Annotated in this window: 18 protein-coding genes; 6 read left to right on the forward strand and 12 right to left on the reverse strand. The window is 72.6% G+C overall.

The features are described 5' to 3' along the window. Nucleotides 1-12: 12 nt before the first annotated feature. The 4 genes from G4Z16_RS10180 to G4Z16_RS10195 form a co-directional block, all read right to left on the reverse strand. Nucleotides 13-1494: a dipeptidase gene (locus G4Z16_RS10180; RefSeq protein ID WP_197350521.1), complete on the reverse strand. Its 1482-nt coding sequence runs from the start codon at nucleotides 1492-1494 to the stop codon at nucleotides 13-15. Nucleotides 1495-1504: 10 nt separating this feature from the next. Next, nucleotides 1505-4984: an ATP-dependent helicase gene (locus G4Z16_RS10185; protein ID WP_197350522.1), complete on the reverse strand. Its 3480-nt coding sequence runs from the start codon at nucleotides 4982-4984 to the stop codon at nucleotides 1505-1507. Between the two features lie 120 nt (nucleotides 4985-5104). Continuing rightward, a complete protein-coding gene (locus G4Z16_RS10190; protein WP_425508155.1) occupies nucleotides 5105-8554 on the reverse strand; it encodes an ATP-dependent helicase in 3450 nt (1149 codons plus the stop codon). A 206-nt stretch (nucleotides 8555-8760) separates the two neighbouring features. Then, nucleotides 8761-9126 carry an MGMT family protein gene (locus G4Z16_RS10195; RefSeq protein WP_197354306.1) on the reverse strand — a complete coding sequence of 122 codons (366 nt, stop codon included), beginning with the start codon at nucleotides 9124-9126 and terminating at the stop codon, nucleotides 8761-8763. 122 nt (nucleotides 9127-9248) lie between these two features. Between G4Z16_RS10195 and G4Z16_RS10200 the strand changes: the two genes are divergently transcribed. Beyond that, nucleotides 9249-12281, forward strand: coding sequence for a lysylphosphatidylglycerol synthetase family protein (locus tag G4Z16_RS10200; RefSeq protein WP_246530776.1), 3033 nt, complete (start codon nucleotides 9249-9251; stop codon nucleotides 12279-12281). Between the two features lie 117 nt (nucleotides 12282-12398). On the opposite strand, the gene moeZ is transcribed toward G4Z16_RS10200, so the two are convergent. From moeZ to G4Z16_RS10235, 7 genes are all read right to left on the reverse strand, one after another. After that, on the reverse strand, nucleotides 12399-13577 hold the full coding sequence (gene moeZ / locus G4Z16_RS10205) for an adenylyltransferase/sulfurtransferase MoeZ (RefSeq protein WP_197350523.1): 1179 nt from the start codon (nucleotides 13575-13577) through the stop codon (nucleotides 12399-12401). 61 nt (nucleotides 13578-13638) lie between these two features. Beyond that, nucleotides 13639-14472, reverse strand: coding sequence for a spherulation-specific family 4 protein (locus G4Z16_RS10210; protein ID WP_197350524.1), 834 nt, complete (start codon nucleotides 14470-14472; stop codon nucleotides 13639-13641). Further along, a complete protein-coding gene (locus G4Z16_RS10215; RefSeq protein ID WP_197350525.1) occupies nucleotides 14460-15383 on the reverse strand; it encodes an NAD-dependent epimerase/dehydratase family protein in 924 nt (307 codons plus the stop codon). The genes G4Z16_RS10210 and G4Z16_RS10215 overlap by 13 nt, the downstream gene beginning before the upstream one ends. Before the next feature lie 145 nt (nucleotides 15384-15528). Next, complete coding sequence (locus G4Z16_RS10220) at nucleotides 15529-16812, reverse strand: hypothetical protein (protein ID WP_197350526.1); 1284 nt, start codon at nucleotides 16810-16812, stop codon at nucleotides 15529-15531. Beyond that, nucleotides 16809-18779 carry a DUF3492 domain-containing protein gene (locus tag G4Z16_RS10225; RefSeq protein WP_197350527.1) on the reverse strand — a complete coding sequence of 657 codons (1971 nt, stop codon included), beginning with the start codon at nucleotides 18777-18779 and terminating at the stop codon, nucleotides 16809-16811. The genes G4Z16_RS10220 and G4Z16_RS10225 overlap by 4 nt, the downstream gene beginning before the upstream one ends. Before the next feature lie 315 nt (nucleotides 18780-19094). Beyond that, entirely contained in the window at nucleotides 19095-20642 is a 1548-nt protein-coding gene (locus tag G4Z16_RS10230; protein ID WP_246530777.1) for a DUF3152 domain-containing protein, read from the reverse strand. Further along, nucleotides 20642-21673 (reverse strand): alpha/beta fold hydrolase, encoded by a 1032-nt coding sequence (locus G4Z16_RS10235; protein ID WP_197350528.1) that lies wholly within the window; start codon nucleotides 21671-21673, stop codon nucleotides 20642-20644. The genes G4Z16_RS10230 and G4Z16_RS10235 overlap by 1 nt, the downstream gene beginning before the upstream one ends. Nucleotides 21674-21787: 114 nt before the next feature. Here G4Z16_RS10235 and G4Z16_RS10240 point away from each other — a divergent pair, with 114 nt between their 5' ends. The 4 genes from G4Z16_RS10240 to G4Z16_RS10255 all read left to right on the forward strand — a co-directional run bounded on the left by G4Z16_RS10240 (nucleotide 21788) and on the right by G4Z16_RS10255 (nucleotide 23622). After that, nucleotides 21788-22018, forward strand: a complete 231-nt coding sequence (locus tag G4Z16_RS10240; RefSeq protein ID WP_197350529.1) for a hypothetical protein — start codon at nucleotides 21788-21790, stop codon at nucleotides 22016-22018. A 120-nt stretch (nucleotides 22019-22138) separates the two neighbouring features. Beyond that, nucleotides 22139-22762, forward strand: a complete 624-nt coding sequence (locus G4Z16_RS10245; RefSeq protein WP_070011093.1) for a TetR/AcrR family transcriptional regulator — start codon at nucleotides 22139-22141, stop codon at nucleotides 22760-22762. Between the two features lie 189 nt (nucleotides 22763-22951). After that, nucleotides 22952-23182: a DUF3107 domain-containing protein gene (locus G4Z16_RS10250; protein ID WP_197350530.1), complete on the forward strand. Its 231-nt coding sequence runs from the start codon at nucleotides 22952-22954 to the stop codon at nucleotides 23180-23182. 149 nt (nucleotides 23183-23331) lie between these two features. After that, nucleotides 23332-23622: a hypothetical protein gene (locus tag G4Z16_RS10255; protein WP_197350531.1), complete on the forward strand. Its 291-nt coding sequence runs from the start codon at nucleotides 23332-23334 to the stop codon at nucleotides 23620-23622. A 160-nt stretch (nucleotides 23623-23782) separates the two neighbouring features. Here G4Z16_RS10255 and G4Z16_RS10260 read toward each other — a convergent pair whose 3' ends face one another. Next, nucleotides 23783-24514, reverse strand: a complete 732-nt coding sequence (locus G4Z16_RS10260) for a ferritin-like fold-containing protein (RefSeq protein WP_197350532.1) — start codon at nucleotides 24512-24514, stop codon at nucleotides 23783-23785. 328 nt (nucleotides 24515-24842) lie between these two features. Between G4Z16_RS10260 and G4Z16_RS10265 the strand changes: the two genes are divergently transcribed. Next, nucleotides 24843-26612 (forward strand): DEAD/DEAH box helicase, encoded by a 1770-nt coding sequence (locus tag G4Z16_RS10265; protein WP_197354310.1) that lies wholly within the window; start codon nucleotides 24843-24845, stop codon nucleotides 26610-26612. The last annotated feature ends 5 nt before the right edge of the window (nucleotides 26613-26617 follow it).

Below are 26617 nucleotides of genomic sequence, written 5' to 3' on the forward strand. Positions count from 1 at the left end.
CCCTGCTCCTCTTCATGGTCCGCCGTCCGGATGCTCCGCTGCCCGACCTACCCAGGCGTCCTGCGAGCGCACCCCGGACGCACGTTCCTCGGTGCTCCAGTGCTCCGCGAGATCGCCCCAGAGGTATGCGGCGGTCTCGACGCCCTTCATCAGCAGGTCCAGTTCGACCTTCTCGTCCGGGGAGTGCCAGCCGTCCGACGGCACCGAGATGCCCAGGAAGAGCACCGGCACCCGGAGCACGTCCTGCAGATCGGCCGCCGGCCCGGACCCTCCCTCGCGCGTGAAGAGGACCCGCTGCCCGAAGGCACGTTCCATCGACCGTACGACCGACTGCAGCGCCGGATGCCCGAGCGGCGTCAGGCAGGGACGGGTCGCTCCCCAGAAAGTGATCTCGTGACGGACGCCGTCCGGCAGGCCGCGCGCCACCCACTCGCGGACGGACTGCTGGATCTTCTCCGCGTCCTGCCCCTCGACGAGCCGGAAGGACAGCTTCAGTTGCGCCTCGGAGGGGATGACGGTCTTGCCGCCGGGCCCCTGGTAGCCCCCGGCGATGCCGTTCACCTCGGCGGTGGGACGTGCCCAGATCCGCTCCAGCGTGGAGTGACCGGCCTCGCCGAGGGCGGCGTGCGAGTGGGCCGAGCGGAGCCAGGTGTCCTCGTCGAAGGGGAGCTGCGCGAACAGCTCGCGCTCGCGGGACGTCAGCTCGACGACGCCGTCGTAGAAGCCGGGAAGGGTGACGCGCCGCTCCTCGTCGTGGAGGCCCGCCGCCAGCCGCGCCGCCTCGGTGGCCGGGTTGGGGACGGCGCCGCCGAAGGAGCCTGAGTGGATGTCCTGGTCCGGTCCGTACAGGTCGATCTGGCAGTCGGTGAGCCCGCGCATGCCGGTGCACACCGTCGGGGTCTCCCGCGACCACATGCCGGTGTCGGAGACGATCACGGCGTCGCAGCCCAGCCGCCCGGCCTTCTCCTCCAGCAGCGCCCGGAAGTGCGGTGACCCGGACTCCTCCTCGCCCTCGACGATCAGCTTGAGGTTCACGGCCGGTGACGTACGCCCCGTCGCGATGAGATGCGCCCGCACGCCGAGGGTGTGGAAGAAGACCTGGCCCTTGTCGTCGGCGGCGCCGCGCGCGTACAGACGGCCGTCCCGCTGCTCCGGAATGAACGGCTCCGAGTGCCAGCCGTCGGAGCGGTCCGCGGGCTGGACGTCGTGGTGCCCGTAGACGAGCACGGTCGGTGCGTCCGGATCGCCGGACGGCCACTCCGCGAAGACCGCCGGAGCACCCGGGGTCTCCCAGACCTCGGCGACGGGGAAGCCCGTCGCCGCCAGCTTCCCGGCGAGCCATTCGGCGCTCCGCCGCACATCACCGGCGTGGTCCGGGTCGGCGGAGACGGACGGGATGCGCAGCCACTCCACGAGGTCGTCGAGGAAGGCGGCGCGCCTGTCTTCGATGCAGGCCCGGACCGCGTCGTCCGGAGCTGCCGGGATGCTGCTCATGCCGGGCAGCCTATCCGGCATCCGGGGGACGGCCCCCATCCGTACCCGCGCCGTCGGGGCCGAGGAGCAGCTCCTCGAGGCCGGTGCGGCCGAGCAGGCCCTCGGGGCGTACGACCTCGCCGCCGCGCACGTAGAGGAACGCCGCGCCGACGGATTCGAGCGGCACGCGCTGCTTCTCGGCCCAGGCCAGGCGGTAGACGGACAGCTGGAGCGGGTCGGCGTCGCGTGCGCGGCCCGTCTTCCAGTCGACGATGTCGTACGTCGCCGTCCCGTCCGGTGCGACATCGCGGTACACGGCGTCGATGCGGCCGCGCACGACCCGCCCGGCCAGTTCGAGCTGGAAGGGCTCCTCGACGCGGTACGGCGTGCGGTGCGCGTACGGCGAGCGCTGGAAGGCCTCCTTCAGCGCTGCCAGGTCGCGCTCGTCCGCGATCCCGTCCGGTTCGTCGTCGCTTCCGCCGGGACCGGAGGATCCGACGGCTTCCTCCCCGGCTCCGGGAAGTTCGTCGGGGCCGAGCATCGGAAGCGTCAATTCCTCGAACCGGGACTCCACCCATGCGTGGAAGCGTGTGCCCCTGCGGGCCGCGGCCGGCTGCGGCGGTCGGGGCATCGGACGGGCCAGTTCACGTGCGAAGCCGTCCGGGTCGGCGGCCATCCTGAGCATCTGCGACGCGGACAGCGCGGTCGGCAGCGGGACGTCGCGCACGGGCACGCGGGAGCGCCGCAGCTCGCCGGTGAGCGCGTCCAGGTCACGGTCCCAGGACGCGACGAGCCGTGACTCCTCCGGGCTCAGGCCGTCCGTCGCCTCACCGGGCCCGACGGCTGCGGCCTGCGGGCCGGCGTCGGTCGCGTCGTCCGCGTCCGCGGCGGGGGCGCGAGCACCGGCGGCGTCCTCCGGCGCCGGCTCCTCCTCGGCGAGGCGTTCCAGCACCGCGTCGGCAGCCGCGCGTCGCCTGGCCAGCGCGGTCTCGTCCAGCGGCAGCGGCCAGGCACGCACCTCGGCGGCAGCGGCGGAGAGCGCCGGGTTCTCCTCGTCCTCTGCGGGTGCGTCCGCCCAGCGCTCGACCTCGCCGTGCGCCGGGTCCGCCTCGCAGTGGGAGCGCAGGGCGTCGAGGAACGCCGAGGGGCCGCGGGGCCTCTTCTGGTGCGGACCCCACCAGTGGCCCGAGCCGAGCAGGAGCGATCGGGGACGGGTGAACGTGACGTAGCCGAGGCGGAGTTCCTCGGTGGCCTGGTGGTCCCGCATCGCGGTGTCGTAGTCCTTCACGCCCTTCGCCGTCCACTCCGCCACATCGGGAAGCGTCGCGGCGTCCCCGCGCAGCGCGTGCGGCAGGACCTTCGGCCTGCTGAGCCACGACTCGCGCGCCTGCTCGCTGGGGAACTGCTTCGACACCAGCCCGGGCACGGCCACGACGTCCCACTCCAGGCCCTTGGCCTTGTGCGCCGTGAGCACCTTCACCGCGTTCTCACCCCCGGGCAGCGAGCTGTCGAGCCCTTTCTCGTACTGGGCCGCCGTACGCAGGAAGCCGAGGAAGGCGAGCAGCGTGGCCTCGCCGTCGACGGCGGCGAATCCGGCGGCGACGTCGAGGAAGCTGCTCAGCGTCTCGCGGCGGCGGGCGGCGAGCGCGTGCGGCGACGCGGAGAGTTCGACCTCCAGGCCGCTGACCGCGAGCACCCTGTGCAGCACGTCCATCAGCGGATCGGCCAGCGAGCGCCGCAGATCCCGTATCTCGGCTGCGAGCCTGGTGAAGCGCACCCGCGCCTCCGCGGAGAACGGCAACCCGTCCTCGTGCGGGCCGCCGGCGTCGAGGAAGGTCTCCAGGGCGTCGGCGAGCGAGACGACCTCTGCCGGGTCGACGCCCTCGACCGCCGCGGCCAGGCGCCGGTCCGGATCGCCGCCGTGGTCCTCGCCGTGTTCGACGAGCAGCCGCGCCCGCCGGCCCAGCAGTGCCAGGTCGCGGGGGCCGATCCGCCAGCGCGGGCCCGTCAGCAGACGGACGAGGGAGGCGTTCGCCGTCGGGTCGGAGAGGACCTCGCACATGGCGACGAGGTCGGCGACCTCCGGCAGGTGCAGCAGGCCCGTCAGACCGACGACCTCGACGGGGAGTTCGCGGGCGACGAGGGCGCCCTGGATCTCGGCGAAGTCGCCCGCGCCGCGGCAAAGTACGGCGATCTCACCGGGCGGTGTGCCCGTACGCACGAGGTGGGCGAGGGAGTCGGCGAGCCACTCCACCTCCTCCTCGTGCGTGGGCAGCAGCGCGCACCGCACCAGGCCGTCGCTCTCGGCGCCCGGTGCGGGCCGCAGCGCCTCCACGCCCTCGTGGCGCCTGCGCAGCGGGGCCGCGAGGGTGTTGGCGAGGGTGAGCAGACGCCCGCCGCTGCGGCGGTTCTGGCTGAGGGAGTAGCGACGGGCGGGGCGGCCGTCGGCGTGGGGGAAGTGCAGTGGGAAGTCGTCGAGGTTGGCCACGGAGGCACCGCGCCAGCCGTAGATGGCCTGGCACGGGTCGCCGACGGCGGTGACGGCGTGGCCCGCGCCCTCGCCGCGACCCGCGCTCTGCCCATTGCCGTCCTGACCCGAACCGTCCTGCCCCGAACCGTCCTGACCCGAACCGTCCTGCCCGGCGCCGAACAGCCCGGAGAGCAGCACGCGTTGAGCCACCGAGGTGTCCTGGTACTCGTCGAGGAGGACGGCGGAGTACTGGGCGCGCAGGGCCCTGCCGACCTCCGGGACCTCGCGCGCCAGGGTCGCGGCGAGGGCGATCTGGTCGCCGAAGTCCAGCAGGTCCCGCTCACGCTTCCTCGCGCGGTACTTCTCGACCAGGCCGAGGAGTTCACTGCGGCCGAGAGCGGCCTGCGGCACCTTGCGCAGCGCGGCGTTGCCGAGAGGGACGCTGTCCAGTGCGGCGAGCAACTCCTCGTCGTACGCGCGGAGTCCGCCCGGCGGGACCAGGTGTTCGCTGAGTTCGCCGTCGAGGGCCAGCAGATCCTCGACGAGCGCGGCGACGGACTTGGTCAGCGCCTCGAAGGGGCCCGGGTCCGCGCGCAGCACGCTCGCCGCGAGCTGGAAGCGCGTGGCGTCGGCGAGGAGCCTGGAGCCGGGCTCGATGCCGAGGCGCAGCCCGTGCTCCGTCAGCAGCCGCCCCGCGAAGGCGTGGTAGGTGGAGATCTGCGGTTCGCCGCGGGCGTTCTCCGGGTCGTCGGGGTCGGGGTCGGTGAACCCGGCCCGTACGAGCGCCTTGCGTACCCGCTCGGAGAGTTCGCCCGCGGCCTTGTTGGTGAACGTCAGGCCGAGCACCTGCTCCGGCTGCACCCGGCCGGTGCCCACCAGCCACACCACGCGCGCCGCCATCACCGTCGTCTTGCCCGAACCCGCACCGGCCACGATCACTTGTGGAGCGGGAGGCGCGGTGATGCAGTCGAGCTGCTCCGGAGTGAACGGGATACCGAGGAGCTCTTCGAGCTGTCCGGTACTGGTGAGTCGTGCGGGCACGGGAGAGACGCTAACGGCTCCCGCCGACAACTGCCGTGGAAAGGCCGTCGCGGTACGGCAACACCCGTTGGGCCGCCCGGCCGACGTCTCGTCAACCGCCGCTGTGCGCACGGCAGTCGGTCACTCGACGATCTGACGCCCCTCACTGCGGGCGGAGCAGGCACCGCGGAAGGAGCAGTGCGTGCACTGCGAGCCGGGCGAGGGCGTGAAGCGTTCGTCGAGAACGCGTCCGGCCGCCGTCGCGAGCAACTCGCCCACCCACTCGCCCCCTTCGCCCTCACTGCCCTCCGCACCGTCGCCGTCGCCCGCCTGGGGGCCTTCGCTCAGCGCCTCCTGACGCTGCACCACGGGCAGCGAGTCGCCGCCGTCCCGTTCGGACGCCCCGAGCCGCAGGTGCACCAATTCGGCGCCGCCCGGTTCCGGGCGCTTCCCCCCGAAGAGGTGGTCGGCAGCGCCCTCGCGGACGGCCAACTGGTAGACGGCGAGCTGTGGATGGCGCGCGACCTCCTTGCCGGTCGGCTTGGAGCGCCCCGTCTTGAAGTCGACCACGTACGCGCGCCCCTGGCCGTCGCTCTCCACGCGGTCGACGCTGCCGCGGATCCGCACCGCGTACTGACCCGCTTCCAGCGTGACGTCGAAGCCGAGTTCGCTGCCCGCGACGGTGGGCTTGTCGTCGTCGGCGTCGCCGTCCGGCGCGTGCGCCGCGTCCGCCGTCCCTTCCGGTCCCTGCGCACCGCTCCGCATCACGTGCCAGCGCAGGAACCTCTCCAGCGCCGCGCGGGCGTTCTGCTTCTCCTGACGGGACTTCCACGGCGCCTCGAACGCGAGCCCGTCCCAGACCGTCTCCAGCCGCTCCATCAGGACGGCGAGGTCCGCGGGCGTGCCACCGGAGGCAACCTCGTCGGCGAGCACATGCAGCACGTTCCCGAAGCCCTGCGCGGCGGTGGCGGGGGCGTCGGCCTTCACCTCGCGGGCCAGGAACCACTGCAGCGCACAGGAGTTGGCCAGCTGGTCGAGCGCGCTGCCCGACAGCGTGACGGGCTGGTTCCGGTCGCGCAGCGGTGTGGCGGAACGCGTCGGCTCGTGCAGCCCCCACCAGCGGTGCGGGTGCGCCGCCGGTACGAGCGCGTGGCCCTCCTCGTCGCTCAGCCCGGCCAGCCGGGCGAGCCGTTCGGCTGCGGCTGCCCGCAACGCCGGAGAGGCCGCCGGGTCGACGGTCGTGGCACGCAGCTCCGCGACGAGCGCGGAGACCGAAAGCGGGCGCCGCGGGCGGGAGTTGACCGTCCTCGGCTCGACGCCGAGTTCGCTCAGGAACCTCGACGGCTGGTCGCCGTCGTCCGCGGGAGCCCGCACGGCGGTGACGACCAGCCGTTCCTTCGCGCGCGTCGCCGCCACGTAGAACAGCCTGCGCTCCTCCGTCAGCAGCGCTCCGGGGGACAGCGGCTCGGCGAGTCCGTCACGGCCGATGCGGTCGGGCTCCAGCAGCGAGCCGCGGCGCCGCAGATCGGGCCAGAGGCCCTCCTGCACGCCCGCCACGACGACGAGAGACCACTCCAGGCCCTTCGAGCGGTGCGCCGTCATCAGCCGCACCGCATCGGGACGTACACCCCGGCGGGTGAGCGTGTCGGCGACGATGTCCTGGGCGTCGATCTCCTCCAGGAAGTTCAAGGCGCCCCGGCCGCCGGTGCGTTCCTCGGCGCGGGCCGCCGCGTCGAACAGCGCGCACACGGCGTCCAGATCGCGGTCGGCGTTGCGCCCGGCGGCTCCGCCACGGAAGGCGGCGCGCTCAAGACGCTGCGGCCAGGGCGTGCCGTCCCACAGCTGCCACAGCGCCTCCTCCGCCGTGCCGCCGCCCGCCAGCAGCTCCCGCGCCTTGCGCAGCAGCAGACCGAGGCGCTGCGCTCCGCGCGCGTACGCCGGGTCGTGCGCCACCAGTCGCTCCGGCTCGGCGAGTGCTTCGGTGAGCAGTACGTCGGAGGGGCGCGGCACGCTCTCCCCCGCCGCGCGCTCCTCCTCGCGCAGGGCGCGCCCGAGCCGCCGCAGGTCGGCGGCGTCCATGCCGCCGAGCGGCGAGCCGAGCAGCGTGAGGGCGGTCGCGGTGTCGAGCCACCCGGCCGCGGGGCTGCCGCCCTCGCCCCCGTCCGGGGTGGTGCCCGTGGAGCCGCCGTCGCCCGGAGCCGGGTCCACGTGGGCGGCCGCGTGCGCCACCGACCTCAGCGCCGTCAACAACGGTGCGACAGCGGGTTCATGGCGCAGCGGCACGTCGGCCCCGTCCACGTCCAGCGGGACGCCCGCCGACGTCAGTGCCCGCCGCGCGGCCGGGATCGTACGGCCGCCCGCGCGGACCAGCACCGCCATCTCGCACCAGGGAACGCCCTCTTCGAGGTGCGCGCGCCGCAACAGGTCGGCGATGTTGTCGAGTTCGGCGCCCGCCGTCGGGCACGTGAACGTCTCCACCCTTCCGCCGGGACGCTGCGCCACGAGGCCGCGGTGCGCCCGTACGGCCTCCGCCGGCAGCCGCGTCAGCGGGATGCGACGGGTGATCTCACGCGTGGCCTCCATCAGCCGGCCCCCGCTGCGGCGTCCGGCACGCAGCACTCGGACCGGGGCCGGAGCGCCCGAGCGCTGCCGGAACACCTCGGGGAAGTCGAGGATGCCGTTCACGTCGGCACCGCGGAAGGTGTAGATCGACTGGTCCGGGTCGCCGAAGACGACGAGGGTGCGGCCGCCTCCGGCCAGTGCCCTCAGCAGCCGCACCTGGGACGGATCGGTGTCCTGGTACTCGTCGACGTAGACGGCGTCGTAGCGCCGGCGCAGCTCGTCCGCGACATCTGCGCTCTCCGCCAGCAGCACGGCACGGTGCACCAGTTCCGCGTAGTCGAGCACGCCCTGCGCGTCGAGCACGTCGAGGTACTCGGCGAGGAAGCCCGCCGCGGCGGACCAGTCGGGCCGCCCGGTGCGCCGTGCGAAGTCGCCGAGTTCGTCCGGGCCGAGGCCGAGTTCCCTGCTGCGCGCGAGCACGGCCCGTACCTCGTCGGCGAAGCCGCGCGTCGTGAGGCAGGCGCGCAGCTCGTCGGGCCAGGCGATGCGGCCGCGGCCCTCGGACTCCAGGGCCAGCTGCCCCTCCAGCAGTTCGCGGATGTACAGGTCCTGCTCGGGGCCGGACAGCAGCCGCAGCGGCTCGGCGAAGAGTTCGGCGTCCTGGTGCGCGCGGACGAGCGCGTAGCAGTACGAGTGGAAGGTGGTCGCCTGCGGGGCGGAGGTGTGTTCCGGGAGCCCCGACAGGCGCGCGGCCATCCGGTCGCGCAGCTCCACGGCGGCCTTGCGGCTGAAGGTGAGTACGAGGATGCGGTCGGGATCGCCTCCCGCCCGTACCCTCTGCGCTACGGCTTCGGTGAGCGTCGTGGTCTTCCCTGTGCCGGGCCCCGCGAGCACGAGCAGCGGACCGCCGGAATGGTCAACCACTTCGCGTTGCTGTGCGTCCAAGGCAGGAGGGTCCTCGGGCTCCGGCCGCGTGCGCACCAGCCGGTACGTACCGGCGACCGGACCGTGGCCCGGGGCCGGACCGATGCCGGAGCCCGGCCGGTGCGCGTCGGACGGGATGGAGGAGCTCACGTGGATCGCCTCGGGGAGGGTCTGTGCTGACTGGTGCAGACGCTACGCCAGCGGGCACACGGGCCGCAGCGCGGTACTCGTGTACTCCGTACGGGTGGCCAGGTACGAGCCGGGAGCGGAGATGGCGGAAGGTGGTAGCTGTGAGCAGCCGCAGTACGTGGTCACGTCTCGCCGTTCCACCTGGCCCGCCGCATGTCGATGCGCGGAAGGTGTCCGTCAGTGGCACGGCCCGCCTCTCGCAGCGGCGTGCCCTCCGCCCTGTAGCGCTCCAGCGCGCGCAGCTCGTTGCCGGGCAGCAGCGCGCCGTCGGCCCGTACGACACGCCACCACGGCACGGCACCTCCGTACAGCGCCATGACACGGCCCACTTGGCGGGGGCCGCCTTCTTCGAGCCATTCGGCGATGTCGCCGTAGGTCATGACGCGGCCCGGCGGGATGTGTTCGGCGGTTTCCAGAACCCGCTCCGCGTACTCGGGCAGTTCGGGCGGTCCGGGTGGTTCCGGCGGCCCCGGCTCGCTCGCATGCATGCCGGCAATGGTGCCGTACGCCACCGACAGCCGCTCCGAGGCAGGGCTCTCCCGGCGTACGAGGCCACCCTGGGCGGCCGACTCCGTGCCGCGTCGTGCCACCATCGTGCGGGCGGTGACGAGTGATACGGGATCAGGACGGGCCGGCAGCCGGCGAGCGGAAGGGTGAGCGACCCGCCGCGGGTGCGGGTGGCGCCTCTCGCGGTGCTGCCCGCGGACGGACCGGCGGGCGCGCCGGAAGCACCGGCAGCGCCGGAAGCGCGGGGACGCACGAGCCGCACACCGCCAGGCAGTGGCACGGCCCGAACGGATCGGGCGAGGGGGAAGGGCCCATCGAATCTGGACGACCCGAGGACGCCGGGCATCCCGGGGAGTCCCAGCAGTCCGAAGAGTCCGGGCGGTCCCGGGCCGCCGGTGAGGCCGACGGGAGACCTGCGGCCGCCGGGCGGGCGGACGCGGAGGGGACCTCCGCGGGTGCGGAGGCCGGCACGGAGGCCCGCGGCGAAGGCGACGGTGCTGCCGGCACCAGAGGCTCCGAGGGGGCCGGGGGCGCCGGGACATCCGAGCCGTCCGGCGCCGTCGACAGCGACGAACCGCTGCTCTCGGCACGCGTGCACCGCCCGTCCGACCTGCTCCGCCTGGGGCTCGGCCTGCTGGGCATCACGATCGTCCTGATCATCGCCAACTTCGCCCACGGCACCACGGCCGGCCTCGAACAGGACATCGACAAGGGCACGCAGCAGGCACCGCCGCTGCTCATCAGCATCACCGGCCTCGCGTCGAGCATCGCGATCCTGCTCGTCCCCGTGGCGTTCGCGATCGAGCGGCTCATCAAGCGCGACGGGCTGCGCATCGCCGACGGCGTCCTCGCGGCGGTGCTGGCTCACGGCGCCTCGCTGGCCGTCGACCTGTGGGTGGCGCAGGCGGCGCCGGACTCGGTGCGCGACGCCCTCACCAAGCAGATCACCGACAACGACCTCACCACCCCCGTGCACAGCTATCTCGCCCCGGTCATCGCCTATATGACGGCCGTGGGTATGGCGCGCAGGCCGCGCTGGCGGGTGCTGCTGTGGGCGGTGCTGCTGCTGAACGCGTTCGCCATCCTCTTCCCCGGCTACTCGACGCTGTTCTCGATCCTCGTCACCGTCCTGATCGGCTGGACGGTCGCGTACGGCACCCTGTACGCCGTCGGCACCCCGAACGTGCGCCCGACCGGGCACACCCTGCTCGCCGGGCTGCGGCGCGTCGGCTTCAACCCGGTCAGCGCCAAGCGCGTCGAGGACACGGAGTCGTTCGACGGCACCGAGTCGGGCGACCACGGCCGCCGGTACCTCGTCACGCTGGAGAACGGACCACCGATCGACGTGACCGTCGTCGACCGCGAACAGCAGGCGCACGGCTTCTTCTACCGGGTGTGGCGGCGCCTGACACTGCGGGGCATCATCCAGAACCGCAGCCTCCAGTCCCTGCGCCAGGCGCTCGAACAAGAGGCGCTCCTCGCGTACGCCGTCATCGCCGCGGGAGCCAACGCCCCGCGCCTCGTCGCCACCTCCGAGCTGGGGCCGGACGCGGTGATGCTCGTGTACGAGCACATCGACGCCCGCACCCTCGACTCCCTCCAGGACAGGGAGATCACCGACAACCTCATGCGGGCGGCCTGGCGGCAGGTCGAGGCACTCCAGTCGCGGCGCATCACGCACCGGCGTCTGGTCGGGGACGCGCTGCTTGTGGACAGCTCCGGGACGGTCTATCTGAAGGACGTGCGGGGCGGGGAGATCGCGGCCGGCGACGTCGTGCTGCGCATGGACATCGCCCAGATGATGACGACGTTCGGGCTGCGTGTCGGAGCGGAGCGCGCGGTCGCCGCCGCGGTCGACGTCCTGGGGCCCGACTCCGTCGCCGACAGCCTGCCCATGCTCCAGCCGATCGCGCTCAGCCGCCGCACGCGCACCACGCTGCGCAGGCTCGCCAAGGAGCGTGCGCAGCGCGAACGCGAGGCCGTCATCAGCGCCTCACGTGGTGGCAAGGAGACCAGGGGCGAGGCCGGGGAGAGCACGTCGCACGCCGCCGCACAGAAGTCGGACCGCAAATCGCTGCGTGCCGAGAAGAACGCGGAGAAGCGGGCCATCGACGACGCGCTCGAGGAAGCGCGCGAGGAGGACCTGCTGGCGCAGATCCGCAAGCAGGTCCTGCTGGTCAGGCCGCAGGCACCCATAGAGCCGGCGCGTCTGGAGAGGGTCCGGCCCCGCACCCTGGTCACCTTCATCGCTGGTGCGCTGGCCGCGTACTTCCTGCTCTCGCAGCTCACGCAGGTGCAGTTCGGAGAGGTCGTCGGCGAGGCGAACTGGGCCTGGGTGGGCGGCGCCGCGCTCTTCTCCGCGCTCACCTACTTCGCGGCGGCCATGGCGCTGCTGGGCTTCGTACCGGAGAAGGTGTCCTTCCTGCGCACCGTCGTCGCCCAGGTCGCGGGATCCTTCGTGAAGCTGGTCGCACCGCCGGCCGTCGGCGGCGTCGCGCTGAACGCACGCTTCCTGCAGAGGTCCGGGGTACGGCCGGGGCTCGCGGTGGCGAGTGTCGGCGCCTCGCAGCTCTTCGGACTGGGCAGCCACATCACGCTGCTGCTGTTCTTCGGCTATGTCACCGGGACCGAGCACACACCGACACTCTCGCCGTCGAGGACCGTCATCGCCGGGCTCCTGGCGGCCGCCGTGCTGGTGCTGATCGTCACGGCCATCCCGGCGCTGCGCAGGTTCGTCTCCACCAGGCTTCGTTCACTCTTCGCCGGCGTCGTGCCGCGCATGCTGGACGTGGTGCAGCGCCCGCGGAAGCTCGTGACGGGCATCGGCGGGATGCTGCTGATGACGCTGCTGTTCGTGATGTGCCTGGCCGCCTGCGTGCGGGCCTTCGGCCACGAGGCGAGTTACGCGAGCATCGCGGTCGTCTTCCTCGCCGGCAACGCACTGGGATCGGCGGCACCGACGCCGGGCGGTCTCGGCGCGGTCGAGGCGGCGCTCATCGCCGGTCTGATCACGTTCGGCGTGCCGAAGGAGATCGCGACGCCCGCGGTGCTGCTCTTCCGGCTGCTGACGCTGTGGCTGCCGGTGGGACCGGGCTGGCTGTCGTTCTCGTATCTCACGCGGAAGGGCGCCATCTGAGGCACCCGGGCTGGTGGCCACCGGGGGACGCGCGCACGGCCGGGGCCCGGACGCGCACATTGCGTCCGGCCCCCGGCCGTGGATCCGCGGTACCGCTGTTCGTACGGTGCGAGCGGCTCAGTACACCGGCTTGTCGGGCTCGATCTGGTTGACCCAGCCGATGACGCCACCGCCGACGTGCACGGCGTCGGAGAAGCCCGCGTCCTTGAGCACGGCGAGGACTTCCGCGGACCGGACACCCGTCTTGCAATGCAGGACGATCTTCTTGTCCTGCGGAAGGTCCTGCAGCGCGGTCCCCATCAGGAAGTCGTCCTTCGGGACGAGCCTCGCGCCGGGGATCGAGACGATCTCGTACTCGTTCGGCTCGCGCACGTCGATGACGTCGATGGACTCGCCGTCGTCCATCCACTCCTTGAGCTGCTTGGGCGTGATCGTCGCCCCGGCGGCGGCCTCCTGCGCCTCGTCGGAGACGACGCCGCAGAACGCCTCGTAGTCGATGAGCTCCGTGACGGTCGCGTTCTCACCGCAGACGGCGCAGTCCGGGTCCTTGCGGACCTTGACCTGCCGGTAGCTCATCTCCAGGGCGTCGTAGATCATCAGGCGCCCGAGCAGCGGCTCGCCGATGCCGGCGATCACCTTGATCGCCTCGTTCACCTGGATCGAGCCGATCGAGGCGCACAGCACGCCCAGCACGCCGCCCTCGGCGCAGCTCGGCACCATGCCGGGCGGCGGGGGCTCGGGGTACAGGCAGCGGTAGCAGGGGCCGTGCTCGCTCCAGAAGACGGACGCCTGACCGTCGAAGCGGTAGATGGAACCCCACACGTACGGCTTGCCGAGAAGCACGCAGGCGTCGTTGACCAGGTAGCGGGTGGCGAAGTTGTCCGTCCCGTCGAGGATCAGGTCGTACGGGGCGAAGATGTCCATCACGTTCGAGGAGTCGAGACGCTCCTCGTGGATCTGGACGGTGGTGTGCGGGTTGATCCCCAGCACCGTGTCCTTTGCGGACTCGGCCTTGGAACGCCCGATGTCCGACTGACTGTGGATGATCTGGCGCTGCAGGTTCGATTCGTCGACCTCGTCGAACTCCACGATGCCGAGGGTGCCCACGCCGGCTGCGGCCAGGTACATCAGGGCGGGCGACCCGAGGCCGCCCGCACCGACGCAGAGCACCTTGGCGTTCTTCAGCCGCTTCTGCCCGTCCATCCCGACGTCGGGGATGATCAGGTGACGCGAGTACCTGCGGACCTCGTCAACGGTGAGCTCGGCAGCCGGCTCGACCAGGGGTGGCAGCGACACGGGGACTCCGTTGGTCGGTGGAACGTACGGTTGTTCTCCCGTAACACTGCCACGCACGGTCTCATTCCGAGACACCCGGTCCGAGACGCGAGACGAGCTCGTCCCAGTAGCCGGGCAGCGCCTCCCAGGGGTTCTGGCCGCGCCGGTCCGTCCTGTCGGTGAACCACACGGTGCCCGCCCCCTGCCATCGTGCGACGCGCAGCGCCTCGTCGATGTGCATGCGCGGAACGCCGTGCACGAGGTGGCAGAAGCGCTCCGGCGGATGGTCCGCGGTCCACTCGGGGGTCTGCGACCACCGGTAGTCGGGCCAGCAGCCGGAGAAGGTCACCAACTGGTCGGCCAGGTCCGCGTATCCGGGATGCGGATGCGTACCGTGCCCGAAGACCAGTGCCGCTCGCGGACGGGGACCCGGCTCGTACTCCCCCGCACCGGCGCGAGGGCCGACGGCGTGCCTGTCCTGGTAGCGGCGCTGCTGTGCGCACAGCGCGCGCAGGGTCGTCACCGTCCGCGCCGTCTCGGACAGTTGGGCACGCTCCGCGGGGCAGTCCGCGAGGTAGAAACCGTCCACGCCGTACCAGTCGAGGAAGCGGTGCGCGTCGGCGACCAGTTCACCGAACGACCGCGTCCCGTCCCGCATGGCGAGATGGCCGAGTACGGTCACGCGGGACTCGCGCAGCCTGGCCGCCGCAGCCAGGCAGTACGGGTCGGGCCTCGCTCCGGGACCGCCCGCCACGTCGAGCACCGCCCAGTGCAACGGCAGCCCCGGCCGGGACAGCGCCGCCCACTCGACGGGCGCGAGCATCGGGTGCGCCCAGCCCGGTACGCCGAATCCGGTGCGGCCGGTCGGCCCGGCCGGTGCGCGCACCGCTCCGCCGGGGGTCATCAGATGCGGCATGCCGCCTCCATCCAGATGTCGGCCAGCGACTCCTCGAGGCCGATGCGGGGACGCCACCCGAGACGGTCGCGCGCTGTCCGTACGTCCGCCTGCTGCCAGCTGCCGCAGCCGTCCGGGTAGGGCGTGGACGAAGCGGTGGGCGTCGTCTGCGCGCCGCCGGGTTCCAGCTCGTGCAGCGAGCCGCCGAAACCGGCGACCCGCGCGAGCACGCCCGCGGCCTCGCGCAGCCGCACGGCCCTTCCCGTACCGATGTTGATGACGCCCTGCGCCGCCGACAGCGACGCTGCGTGCACCGCTCGTGCGATGTCGCGCACGTCGACGAAGTCCCGCTGCACGCTCAGCCCGGTGAGCTTCAGCTCGCTGTCGCCCTGCTGCATCGCCCGCCGCATGCCTTCCGCCAGCCGCCCCAGCGGAGAACCGGCCGGAGTGCTGGGGCCCGCGGGTGAGAAGACGCGCAGCACGACGGCGTCCAGCCCCGATGCGAGCACCAGCTCGGTCGCCGCCAGCTTGCTCACGCCGTACGGCCCGCCGGGACGCGGCACCGCCGCCTCCCCGATGGACGAGCCCGCGGTGGACGGCCCGTACTCGGCGGCGCAGCCGATGTGCACCAGGCGCGCGTCGCAGCTGCTGCGGCGCAGCGACTCGCAGACGGTGGCCGTGGAGACGGTGTTGTGCCGGGTCAGGTCCCGGGCACCGCCACGGGTGGCGCCCGCGCAGTTGATGACGACGCCGGGGTGGACCGCGTCCAGGAAGCGGGTCAGCGCGCCGGGGCTTCCGGTGGACAGGTCGAAGCGGACGTCCGCGTCGTCGTTACGCCCGAGGGCCGTCAGCTGTACGGCGGGGTCCGCCAGCAGCCGGTCGGCGACGAAGCGGCCGAGGTAGCCGCCGGCGCCCAGCAGGAGCACTCTCATCGCGCGTCCCCCTGTTCGGACTTGGGGTAGGGCGGCCGTGCAGTGTTCATCTGGTGTTGCTCCTTGTCGTTCTCCGGGTCGCGCGCGGAGCCCTCGGCGGGGCCTCGTACGCGGGGGTGTGGGTGCGGGGGGACAACGGCGGCGATCAGATCTCCGCGCCGCCGGGGCTCCCGCAGCGGTCGCGCTCGCATTCGCAGCGCTCGCGGCCGCCTCGGACTCCGTCCCCGCCTGGCGGCTCGGCCTTCGCCGGGGCGTCCTGAGGACGGTGCGCGGAGGCGCGGCTGAGCAGGCGGTAAGCGCAGGCCAGCAGGACCAGTGCCGTGCATCCGCAGGCGACCGCGACGGCCAGATCTGTGCCGCCCGCCGGCGGGGGCACGGCCGCCACGGCCGAGGCGGCGGCCGCCTGCAGCGCGCAGGCGGCGACGACGCCGGCGGCGGCGGTCCCGCGGAATCCGTGCGCCGCGAGCAGCAGCGCCGCGAAGAGCAGGACTCCGAGCGCGGTGACGGCCGGGATCAGCTCGGACGGCAGCACTGTGGTGTCCCGGCCGCCTGGTCCGCCGATCCGTGCACCGGCGACGGCCGCCATCTCCCGCACGGCGAGCTGAGCGCCCGTCAGCGCACCGGTGAAGAGCACCGTGGCCGCCGTCAGCAGCGGCCACACTCCGGCGGCGAACTCGTCCAGGCTGCGGCTGCGTTCGAGCCTGCGCCGCACCCGCACGGCGAACCAGCGGGCGCACCACGCTGCGGGCCCGAGCGCGCATGCGAGCCCGAGGGCGACGGCGATGCCTGCGCGGCCCGCTCCAGGGCCCTGGCCGGAACCGTCACCGGCCGACGCCACCGCGGCGACGCCCGCGGCCGCGAGCACGCCCGGAAGGACCACCAGCAGAGGAAGCAGCACGCGCGGCACGGCGAGGACCGGTGCGGCGGCAGGGCCGACTCCTCGCGGCGGAGCCGGAGTTGTCACTTCGGACCCCCGGCCCTCGGCACGGGGCACCCGCGCGAACAGCTCCTCTGCGAGGGAGAAGACGTCCCGGTGCCGGAAGCGCGCGGCCACCCGGTCGGTGACGCCGTGCGCCTCCAGCGCGGCGGCGATCTCCAGCGGGTCGACGGCCTGTTCGCACAGCTCCCGGTGCCGGTGCATCAACTCCCGTACCGGGTCAGCGGGATGGACCGGATGCGTCGCGGTTCTCTGCGTCGCGGTCCTCTGCGTCGCGGTCCTCTGCCCTGGCACCGCCGCGGTGGGCCGCGTTCCGGTGCCGCCTCCCGGCCGGTGCCCGCTCCCTTCGACCAGCGCCCTGGAGCGGGTGTCCCACGGGTCCGCGGCCTCCGGTGTGCGGGGCTCGTACGGCAGGGCCGCCGGGACGGGCGGCGCGGCGGTTCCGGCGCCCGCATCGGCCGCAGTGCCGGGTGTGGATCCGTGGGCGCTCATCTGCCCTCACCCCTCGGGTCTTCCGAACCCGCATGTGCTGCGGAGAGAAGGGCCGGACGGCCCGCCGCCGCGGAGAGCATGAGCGGCACCAGGGCCACCGGTGCGCGGACACCCGGCACGGGCCGCCCCGCGTGGCTGCCACCCGGTCCGGCCGTGCCCGCGGCCCAGCGGCCCGGCACATGGGACTCGGGGGGCCGCGAGAAGGGCAGCGGCTCCTCGGCCTCGCCGGCCGCGGCCGAACCAACGGCGTTTCCGGCGCCGACGGGCCACCTGGACATCAGCTCCAGGTAGATGGCGCGGAACGCCGCGACGTTCTGCTCGACCGTGAAGAGTTCGAGGGCGCGGGCACGCGCGGCGGCTCCCAGCCGCTCCCGCCGCTCCGGATCGCGCAGCAGGGCGATGCAACTGTCCGCCAGCGCACGCGGGTTGCGCGACGGTACGACGAGACCGGTGCCGCCGATGACCTCGCAGACGGCACCCACGTCCGTCGAGACGGTGGCACGCCCGCTGAACATGGCCTCGACCAGCGGGACGGGGAAGCCCTCGACGGAGCTGGAGAGCACCACGACGCATCCGGCGCCGTACGCGTCGGCCGCTGTCGGCACCGAGGGGGTGCCCAACTCCTCGAAGGAGACGGGGTTCTCGCCGACGGCGACGGAGTCGGCCGCCTCGTCCGGGAAGAGCTGCGCGGCCAGCGCCCGGCACCTCGACTCGTACTCGCGTGCCTCGTTGCCGTGAGCGGGCGCGGTGGTGACGATGCGCAGCCGTGCCCCGGGGACGGCCTGCCGCACGTCGGCGAAGGCGTGGAGCAGGCCGATCAGGTCCTTGGACGGCTCGATGCGTCCCGCCCACACGAGCGTGGCGCCATCCGCGGCACGCCGTGTTCCGGCTCCGGAGGCGCCGGAGCGCACCTCGACTTTGGCCTTCCGGGCCGTGGTCACCTCGCTGCGCGGTCTGCCCGCCTCCTCGCCGAGTTCGGCGAAGGGCGCGGCATCCATGCCCGGATAGACCGTGCGCAGCTTCCCGCGGGGCGCGCCGCAGCGCTCCTGCCAGCGGCGGGCGTGGATGTTCCCCGGCGTGATCAGCTGCGCCTGCGTGTACGCCTCGCGCGCCAACTGCCGCTGGAACGAGCCGAGAAGCGCTCGCACGGCTGCTCCGGCGGCGGCCGGCGCGACCGCGTCCGCGGCGCTGGCGAGATAGTGCTCGCGGACCCGCACGCCGTACTCGGTGATCAGCAGGGGCGTTCCGAAGAATCGCTTCGCCAGGAGGCCCGGAAGCGCCGCGGGGCCGCCGCCGACCGCGTGGCAGACGTCGACGCCCGCCAGACCCCGACCGCATCCGTCCGCCTCGTCTTCCTGCCCGTCTCCGTACCAGTCGAGGGAGAGCGGACGCAGTGCGCGCTCCAGCCTCTCGGAGACCGCGAGCAGATCCCTGACCCGCGCGGAATGCACGGCGCGGAGCGTTCCCGGCGCGCGGCAGGCGGACTGCAGGATGCGGACGGCCGGTTCGGAGCGGAGCGCGGCGCGGAGCCCGGTGCCGCAATCGCGGGCCAGCTCGGCGAGGCCGTAGAGACCTGCGGCGAAACGGTCCGCCAGCAGGCCGTCCGCGGCCTCATCGCCCGTGGGGACGCCTCCCCCGCCGCGCCCGGCTCCGCACACGGCGGCGGCCAGCTCGCCGAAGCACTCCTCGAAGCGCCGTCTCTCCCGCCGTCCGTACGAGCCGGACGAGCCCGCCCGCGCCTCGGCTGACCCTCTGCCCGCGGCGGCGCCCCACAGCGCCGCCGTGTGCAACCGGCGTACGTTGCCCGGCAGTTCACACCGGCGCCCGCTCTCCTGCCGGGCGCTGCGGCTGAGCGCGTACACCTCGAACTCGTGCCCGCCGAGACCTCGCAGCAGCCGGTCGCACCAGACGACCGCCTCACCGCGTGCATAGGGATAACCACCCTCCGTAAGCAATGCGATGCGCACGGACGCACCACCCCCGACCGGTTCTCCGAGTGGGCCACCGCCCGAACGGGCCGATGGCGTGACGCGGAAGACGCTATGCGCGTCGTTCGCACACGGTGGACGGTTGTCCGTCGCGCCACCAAAAGGGGTGAATGACGGTGACTTACTGCCCAGTCGGACGTTCCGGTGCGCTAGGTGTCCAATAAGGACTCATGGAACGGAACCGTCGCTCCGACGTCGCTCACGCAGGCCCGGAGCCCCAGGAGAGGCAGAGGAGCGGGCCGAGGGTTCCCTCACGGTGCGCGGGAGCAGCGCGCCGAACGGCGCGCTGGGACCCTATCCGCGCGGGTACGGCCAGGGGTTGGGGCGGCACTTCCGCCCCTCCGTGGTCAGCGACTTGGTCTGCTGCATCATCAGCGGCGCCGGCGCGCCGTCCTTGGGGCAGCCGACGTGGTCGCGGCCCAGGCGGTGCCCGACCTCGTGGTTGATGAGCATCTGCCGGTAGGCGAGCATCCGGTCGTCCCCGAAGGTCTTCGAACCCTGCGCCCACCGGTAGGCATTGATCATGACGCGGTCCGTGGATGCCGAGTCACAGGAGACCTTGTCAACGCTCGTGTCCAGTCCGGACTTCGCACACCACTCGTCCGTGGTCGGCGAACTGGCCAGCGTGATGACGAAGTCGACGTTCCCCTTCTCGGCCCGCTCGAAGCTGCGCTCCCCGCCGTGCGCCCAGCTGCGCTTGTCGTTGAGCGTCTTGTGCACGGCATCCGCGAAGAGGCTGTCGTCCAGCGGAAGGCCCTTCTCGACGTCCACGCGGTAGCGCACGACCTCGCTGCCGCCGACGCCCTCGGCCTTGCCCGCGACCGCGTCGAACTTGCCCTTGCCCTTGAACCCGGAGTCCAGCTTGTAGGTCTTTGCCAGCTTCTGCGTGTACGTCGGCGCCGCGCCCTGAGCGTCGCCAGGGACGCCCCGGCCCTTGCCCGAGCGGGAGGCGGGACCGTCCGCCGTGGACAGGCCGCGTTCGGCGCCGGCGCCCTCCGCCTTCTCGTCGCCGGACTGGCTGCTCCCGGCGATCTGACCGGCGACGACGAACGCGAGCACCGTCGTCACGGCCACGGCGAGCGCGCCTGTCAGCAGCACCCGTCCCTTCTTGCCGCCCTTCTCCGTGCGCGGAACCTGCGCGGGCACGAAGGGGGTGGCACGCGGCAGACCATCGGCGGTGGTCTCGCGGGGGTCCTGCCACGGCTCCGCCCCGGTCGGCCGGCCCTGGGGGAAGACCGGTGGGCCCTCGTAGCCGTTCCACGGCCCCGGAGTTCCGGGCCTGCGGCCTCCGGGGCTCCGCACGGGGAGCGGCCCGGTGCGGCCGGTGCCGCCGGGCCGCCCGTTGCCGTTGGAATTGCCGTTGCCGTTGCCCGGATGACGCGGGGCGGGAGCCCGCACGGCTCTCGTCGCACCGGTGGCACTCTTTCCGAAGACGTCGTCGTCGAAGGCGTCGACGTAGTCCTGCCGCGGGCCGGACGGGCGTCCCATGCCTGCTGACGAGCCGGGCATGCCCTGGAGCACCCGGCCGACCGCGTCGCCCCCTTCGGGACCGCGGCCCGCGCCGTCGGCACCCCAGCCGCCACCCGGCTCGCGATGCTCGGGATGACCGCCGCGCACGTTCCGTCCGTTGCCGTACCTGCGCGGGTGCTCCTCGCTCGTCCAGGAGGAGGAATCGCCCGGGGACGCGGGGCGCGGATCGGGCGGGCCGTAGGAGTTCCGGAAACCGGAGGCCCCGGCCGGTGGTTCCGCCTTGCCGTACGCGGGCGGCGCGTCGCCGCGCGGCACCGACTGCTCTGACGGATGACCGGCCTTTGCGCGCCCCTTGCGGCTATGGCGTCCCACTAGTCACCTTTCGGGGGTACGGGCCTCAGCGGCGAAGGGTTGCCCACCTCGGCATGAGCCGTCAACCGTGCTGTGTCAATGAGCAGTTCACGAATCGCACACGCGACGATCTCCGGGTACTCCATCATCGCCACGTGCCCAGCCTCGGGCAAAGCCAGCATCCTGTTGTCGCGGAACGCCGCAGCGGCGCGTCGCGCCATGCGGAAACTCACGAGCTGGTCCCGCCCGCCGTACACCAGCAGTGTCGGTGCGAGCACGCGTTCCGCCTGCCGCCACAACGAATGCTGACCGCCCAGAGTGTAGGCGTCGACGAGGCCACGCGCGGAACGCGCGAGGGAATCCCAGAAGTACGGCAGCCGCAGCCTTCGTTCGAATTCTGCGACCGCCGCGGAGAATCCCGCTGGTGAGACGCGTCCCGGGTCGCCGTAGCACAGCCCCAGCACCCCTCTGGTCCGCTGCTCCGCCGACCAGTCCTTTGTGAGCCTTGCAAAAAGACCGGCGACGCCGGGGACCGCCAGGAGGGCCGTCGGCACAGCGGTCCGCTGGGGCGGCAGCTCCGGCAGCGCCGGCGAGATCAGCGTCAGCGTTCGCACGAGATCGGGGCGCAGGGCCGCCGCGCGCGTCGCGACCGCGCCACCGAGCGAGTTCCCCATGAGGTGGACGGGGGCGCGCCCGCACGCGTCGAGATAGCGGATCAGGGCACGTGTATGCCCGGAGAGCGAATAGTTGCCGTCATCGGGCGGCGGGGAGAGGCCGAAGCCCGGGAGGTCGACGGCCTCGCTGTCGACGTCGCCCACGAGCTCCAGCATCAGCGCGGACCAGTTGAGCGAGGACCCGCCGAGTCCGTGCACGTACACGGCGGGCGGCAGGCCGGCGCGCGACGGGCGCCGGGACCGGACGTTCAGAGTCAGGCCGGTGAGGGACACGGACCGTACGGTTTCGCCGTCATGGACCGGCGGATCACCGGCCGGCGGCACCGTCTGCGCCGGCTCCGGTGCGTCCCGCAGGCCGGGCTGCTCGGTCGATGACATGGCGCAATATTACGAGACGATCACGCGGGTTCACCGGTGTTCGTCGTCACATGAGCACTGCGGCCAGGACGTAGCCTCGAATAGGAGGCGTCCTTCGTGGAAAGGGGAGCGAGCATGTCTGTTGACCCGACCGACCCGGACAACTTCGAGGACACCTACGAGGAGGAGCCGGACGACGCAGTAACCGGGATCGAGGCTCCGCCGGATGACGCCGCGGAACAGCACGCCGATCTGCTCCGTCAGCGGGACCAGCCGATCACCGGCCGCGAGGACATCGAGGTCGACCCCGCCGACGCCGCCGAGCAGGCACGCGTGGTTGAAGTGAACGAGGATGAGTATCGATGACGCGCCCGCTGTCGGTGCCGAAATGAAATATTCGGCCCGCGGCAGTCACAGTCCGGTTACTGAAAAGTACGATGGCGGGCGCAGCGCATACCGCGCACAGAGACCGATCAGGGAGGCGGCGTGACAGCCATCGAGCAGACCGAGGCGCGCCCACGTGGCACGCGCCTGCCGCGCCGGGCCCGACGTAACCAACTGCTGGGAGCAGCACAGGAGGTCTTCGTCGCGCAGGGCTACCACGCGGCAGCCATGGACGACATCGCCGACCGGGCAGGTGTCAGCAAGCCGGTGCTCTACCAGCACTTCCCGGGCAAGCTCGACCTCTACCTTGCGCTGCTGGACCAGCACTGCGAGTCGCTTCTGGAGGCGGTACGGGCCGCCCTCGCCTCCACGACGGACAACAAGCAGCGCGTCGCGGCGACGATGGACGCCTATTTCGCGTACGTCGAGGACGAGGGCGGGGCCTTCCGGCTCGTCTTCGAGTCCGACCTCACCAACGAGCCCGCCGTACGCGACCGCGTCGACAGGGTGAGCCTGGAGTGCGCGGAAGCCGTCAGCGAGGTCATCGCCGAGGACACCAAGCTCTCGCGGGACCAGTCGATGCTGCTCGCGGTGGGGCTGTGCGGAATGGCTCAGATCACCGCGCGCTACTGGCTCGGCTCGGGCCGCCCCATCCCGCGCGACGCGGCCGCGAAACTCATCTCGTCCCTGTCGTGGAGGGGCATCGCCGGCTTCCCCATGCAGTGACCTCACGGGGTCCCGACGGGGACCTGACACGGGCGTGCAAGGAGCCCCCGCGGAAGACCGCGGGGGCTCCCGCTTGTTCGCTCCGGGCGTGCGGAGCCGGGCCCCGGGACCGGCCGCCCTCGGGCTAATGTTGGCCCGGTACAGCGCGGCTGACCGCGTATTCAACTGCCCGTTCGGAGGGACATAGCCGTGGAGGTCAAGATCGGCGTGCAGCACGCGCCCCGCGAGATCGTCTTCGAGAGCAAGCAGACTCCCGAAGAAATCGAGAGCGCGGTGTCGGCCGCACTGGCCGACAGCGGCTCGAACATGCTCAACCTGGCGGACGAGCACGGTCGCAAGATCCTGGTTCCGGCGGACCGCGTCGCCTACGTCGAGATCGGCGAACACAGCGGCCGCAAGGTGGGGTTCGGCACGATCTGAGTGCTCGGGCACTCATACGTCGGGCATTACGGCGGCTTCCCGAATCTTTCGGGGAGCCGCCGTTTCGCGTGCTTGCCACAAGGGGAGTACGGGAGCGACTCGAACTGCACGGCGGCCGGACCGGCCGCCGTCCACCCCGAGGAGGTCCCATGATCTGGGAGGCACTCGGCGCCATGGCCGTGGGACTGGCCATCGCCTACGCCGCCACCCGGCAGCTGCCCGAGCGACTCCCCAACCGTTCACTCGTGCTCGCCACCGGCCCCGCGGCCGCGCTGCTCGGCGGGCTGATCTGTCACATCGTTCTCGGCGGGGGTCACTCGCTGGTGACGTTGACGGTCGCGGCGCTCGTGAGTGTGGCGATCCTCTCACTGCTGCTCGTCGAGGGCGTGCGCCCGACGCAGCGGCTGGGCGCCGAGGTCCCGAGCCCTCCGCACGTGTAGGCGCGCGCCGGCGGAGCCTGCCGGGACAGCGTCCCGAGCACGGCTCACGCCCGGTCAAGCACCGCCCGTCCGTCCCCGTCGCTCTTTCGGGCGTCGGGGACCAGCCACAGGGCGCCACTGACGACGGCCGCTCCCCCTCGTGCGCCGCGCAGGTCCCCGCTCAGGCCGCCAGCCCCAGCGCCGCCATGCGCTTCGTGTGCGCCTCGGTGATACGGGAGAACATCCGGCCGACCTCGGCCAGGTCGAATCCGTCCGCGAGGCCGCCCACCAGCATCGTCGAGAGCGCGTCGCGGTCCGCGACCACGCGCTGCGCCTGCGAGAGGGCCTCCCCCATCAGCCGCCGCGCCCACAGCGCCAGGCGACCGCCGACGCGCGGGTCCGCCTCGATGGCGCCCCGCACCTTCTCCACGGCGAAGCTCGAATGCCCGCTGTCGTCGAGCACTCCCAGCACCAAGGCGCGAGTGTCGGAGTCGAGGCGCGTGGCCACCTCGCGGTAGAAGTCGGCCGCGATCGAGTCGCCGACGTACGCCTTGATCAGGCCCTCGAGCCAGTCGGAGGGCGCGGTCTGCCGGTGGAACTCGTCCAGTGCCGCGGCGAAGGGCTGCATGGCCTCGGTCGGCTCCGCGTCGATGACCGACAGACGGTCCCGCAGCTGCGCGAAGTGCTGGAACTCGGCGGACGCCATGGAGGCCAGCTGGGCCTTGTCGGCGAGCGTGGGCGCGAGCTTCGCGTCCTCCGCGAGCCTTTCGAAGGCGGAAAGTTCCCCGTAGGCCAGTGCACCCAGCAGATCCACCACTGCCGCCCGGTACGTGGGATCGGCGGACGCCTCGGTCCAGTCCTGGGTGGCGATCCCTGTGTGCACCGTCTCGGGGCTCTTCCCATTGGTCTCCATGCTGAGCACGATAGCCCGCACCACCTGGCCCGGAAGCCCCTGGTTCCGGCCTCGCAGGCCACAGTGAACTCGTACACAACAATCGCCCCGGTACACATGCGCGGATCCGGGGTACAGTGATATTGGCTCCCGCCGGACGGCGGGATGCTTGTACGCAATAGCGGATGCCCGGTCGGAGGCCCGATCGGCTCCGACCCCGACAGCCCTCCGCGAGGCGCGTGATCCCCACCGTCCCGTGACCATGAGGGACCGCTCGCGTGAAGTGCGCTTGAGCGAGAGCCAGTGGTCCCGCACAGACCGGCGGGCCGGCAAGTCGCCGCCCCGGTTGATGCGGTACGACCCTCCTCGCCGCCTCCTCGCGCGTCACACAGAAGAGGCCAGCATCCTGACCACCACGACTTTCCGCGAACTCGGAATCCTTTCCGAGACTGCCGAGGCTCTCGAAGCCGTCGGCATCAACACTCCCTTCCCCATCCAGCAGATGACCCTCCCCGTCGCCCTCGCCGGCGGCGATGTGATCGGCCAGGCGAAGACCGGCACCGGCAAGACGCTGGGCTTCGGCCTTCCGCTGCTCGAATCCGTCACCGTTCCCGCCGACGTCGAGTCCGGGCGGGCCGAGCCGGAGCTGCTCACCGATTCCCCCCAGGCGCTCGTCGTCGTCCCCACGCGCGAGCTGTGCCAGCAGGTCACGAACGACCTGCTGACGGCGGGCAAGGTCCGCAACGTACGTGTGCTGTCGATCTACGGCGGGCGCGCCTACGAGCCCCAGGTCGAGGCTCTTCGCAAGGGCGTCGACGTCGTCGTCGGAACCCCCGGACGGCTGCTCGACCTGGCCGGCCAGAAGAAGCTGCGGCTCTCCGACGTGCGCACACTCGTCCTGGACGAGGCCGATGAGATGCTCGACCTGGGCTTCCTCCCGGACGTCGAGAAGATCATCCAGATGCTCCCGGTGAAGCGGCAGACCATGCTCTTCTCGGCGACGATGCCGGGGCAGGTCATCTCCCTGGCCCGCCGTTACATGAGCCGCCCCACCCACATCCGCGCCTCCGAGCCGGACGACGTCGGCCAGACTGTGGCCAACACCACACAGCACGCCTTCCGCGCCCACTCCATGGACAAGCAGGAGATGGTGGCCCGCATACTGCAGGCCGAGGGCTGCGAGCTCGCGATGATCTTCTGCCGCACGAAGCGGACGGCAGCCGACGTCGCCGACCAGCTCACCCGGCGCGGCTTCGCCGCCGGCTCCGTACACGGCGACCTGGGCCAGGGCGCGCGGGAGCAGGCGCTGCGCGCCTTCCGCAACGGCAAGGTCAACGTCCTGGTCTGCACGGACGTGGCCGCACGGGGCATCGACGTCGACAATGTGACGCACGTCATCAACTACCAGACCCCCGAGGACGAGAAGACCTATCTGCACCGGATCGGCCGCACCGGCCGGGCCGGCGCCTCCGGTACGGCAGTGACGCTCGTCGACTGGGACGACATCCCGCGCTGGCAGCTGATCAACAAGGCGCTGGAGCTCGGGCTGCCCGACCCGGAGGAGACCTACTCCACCTCTCCGCACCTCTACGAGGCGCTCGGCATCGCCGAGGGCACCAAGGGCGTTCTGCCGCGTGGCGAGCGCACCCGTGCGGGCCTCTCGGCGGAACAGGTCGAGGACCTGGGCGAGACGGGACGTGGTCCGGCTCGCGGCCGTGGCGGCCGTGGCCAGGACGGCGAATCCGAGCGCCCGAAGCGCACCCGCCCGCCGCGCCAGCGGCGCCGTACGCGCAACGGCAGGCCCCTCGGTGACGACAACTCGGCGGCGCCGACGGGCGCTGCCGAAGGCGCGCCCGTCACGCCGGCAGGCGGGTCGGACGAGGACGGCACGAGCGCGCGCAAGCCGCGCCGCAGGCGCCGCACTCGCAGCTCCGCCGCCAGCGCGGCCTCCGGGGGCGCCGCCGAGGGGTCCGCGGGCGCCACAGCCACCGCCACGGCGGACGGCGGCCAGCGGGGCGCCGCTGGCGAGGAGGGCGCCAAGCCGCGCCGCAGGCGCCGCACCCGCGGCGGCAACGGCACCAGCGCCGCACAGCAGCCGAAGGCGAGCCCCGAGAGCTGATCCGC

The organism is Streptomyces bathyalis (assembly GCF_015910445.1).
In the GTDB taxonomy this organism is placed as follows: Bacteria; Actinomycetota; Actinomycetes; order Streptomycetales; family Streptomycetaceae; genus Streptomyces; species Streptomyces bathyalis.

Excerpts from the sequence above, each read along its gene's own strand:
- G4Z16_RS10180 (WP_197350521.1), bottom strand. The coding sequence starts at position 1,494 with ATGAGCAGCATCCCGGCAGCTCCGGACGACGCGGTCCGGGCCTGCATC.
- G4Z16_RS10195 (WP_197354306.1), bottom strand. The coding sequence starts at position 9,126 with ATGCATGCGAGCGAGCCGGGGCCGCCGGAACCACCCGGACCGCCCGAA.
- G4Z16_RS10210 (WP_197350524.1), bottom strand. The coding sequence starts at position 14,472 with ATGCCGCATCTGATGACCCCCGGCGGAGCGGTGCGCGCACCGGCCGGG.
- G4Z16_RS10215 (WP_197350525.1), bottom strand. The coding sequence starts at position 15,383 with ATGAGAGTGCTCCTGCTGGGCGCCGGCGGCTACCTCGGCCGCTTCGTC.
- G4Z16_RS10220 (WP_197350526.1), bottom strand. The coding sequence starts at position 16,812 with ATGAGCGCCCACGGATCCACACCCGGCACTGCGGCCGATGCGGGCGCC.
- G4Z16_RS10235 (WP_197350528.1), bottom strand. The coding sequence starts at position 21,673 with ATGTCATCGACCGAGCAGCCCGGCCTGCGGGACGCACCGGAGCCGGCG.
- G4Z16_RS10240 (WP_197350529.1), top strand. The coding sequence starts at position 21,788 with ATGTCTGTTGACCCGACCGACCCGGACAACTTCGAGGACACCTACGAG.
- G4Z16_RS10255 (WP_197350531.1), top strand. The coding sequence starts at position 23,332 with ATGATCTGGGAGGCACTCGGCGCCATGGCCGTGGGACTGGCCATCGCC.
- G4Z16_RS10260 (WP_197350532.1), bottom strand. The coding sequence starts at position 24,514 with ATGGAGACCAATGGGAAGAGCCCCGAGACGGTGCACACAGGGATCGCC.
- G4Z16_RS10265 (WP_197354310.1), top strand. The coding sequence starts at position 24,843 with ATGCGGTACGACCCTCCTCGCCGCCTCCTCGCGCGTCACACAGAAGAG.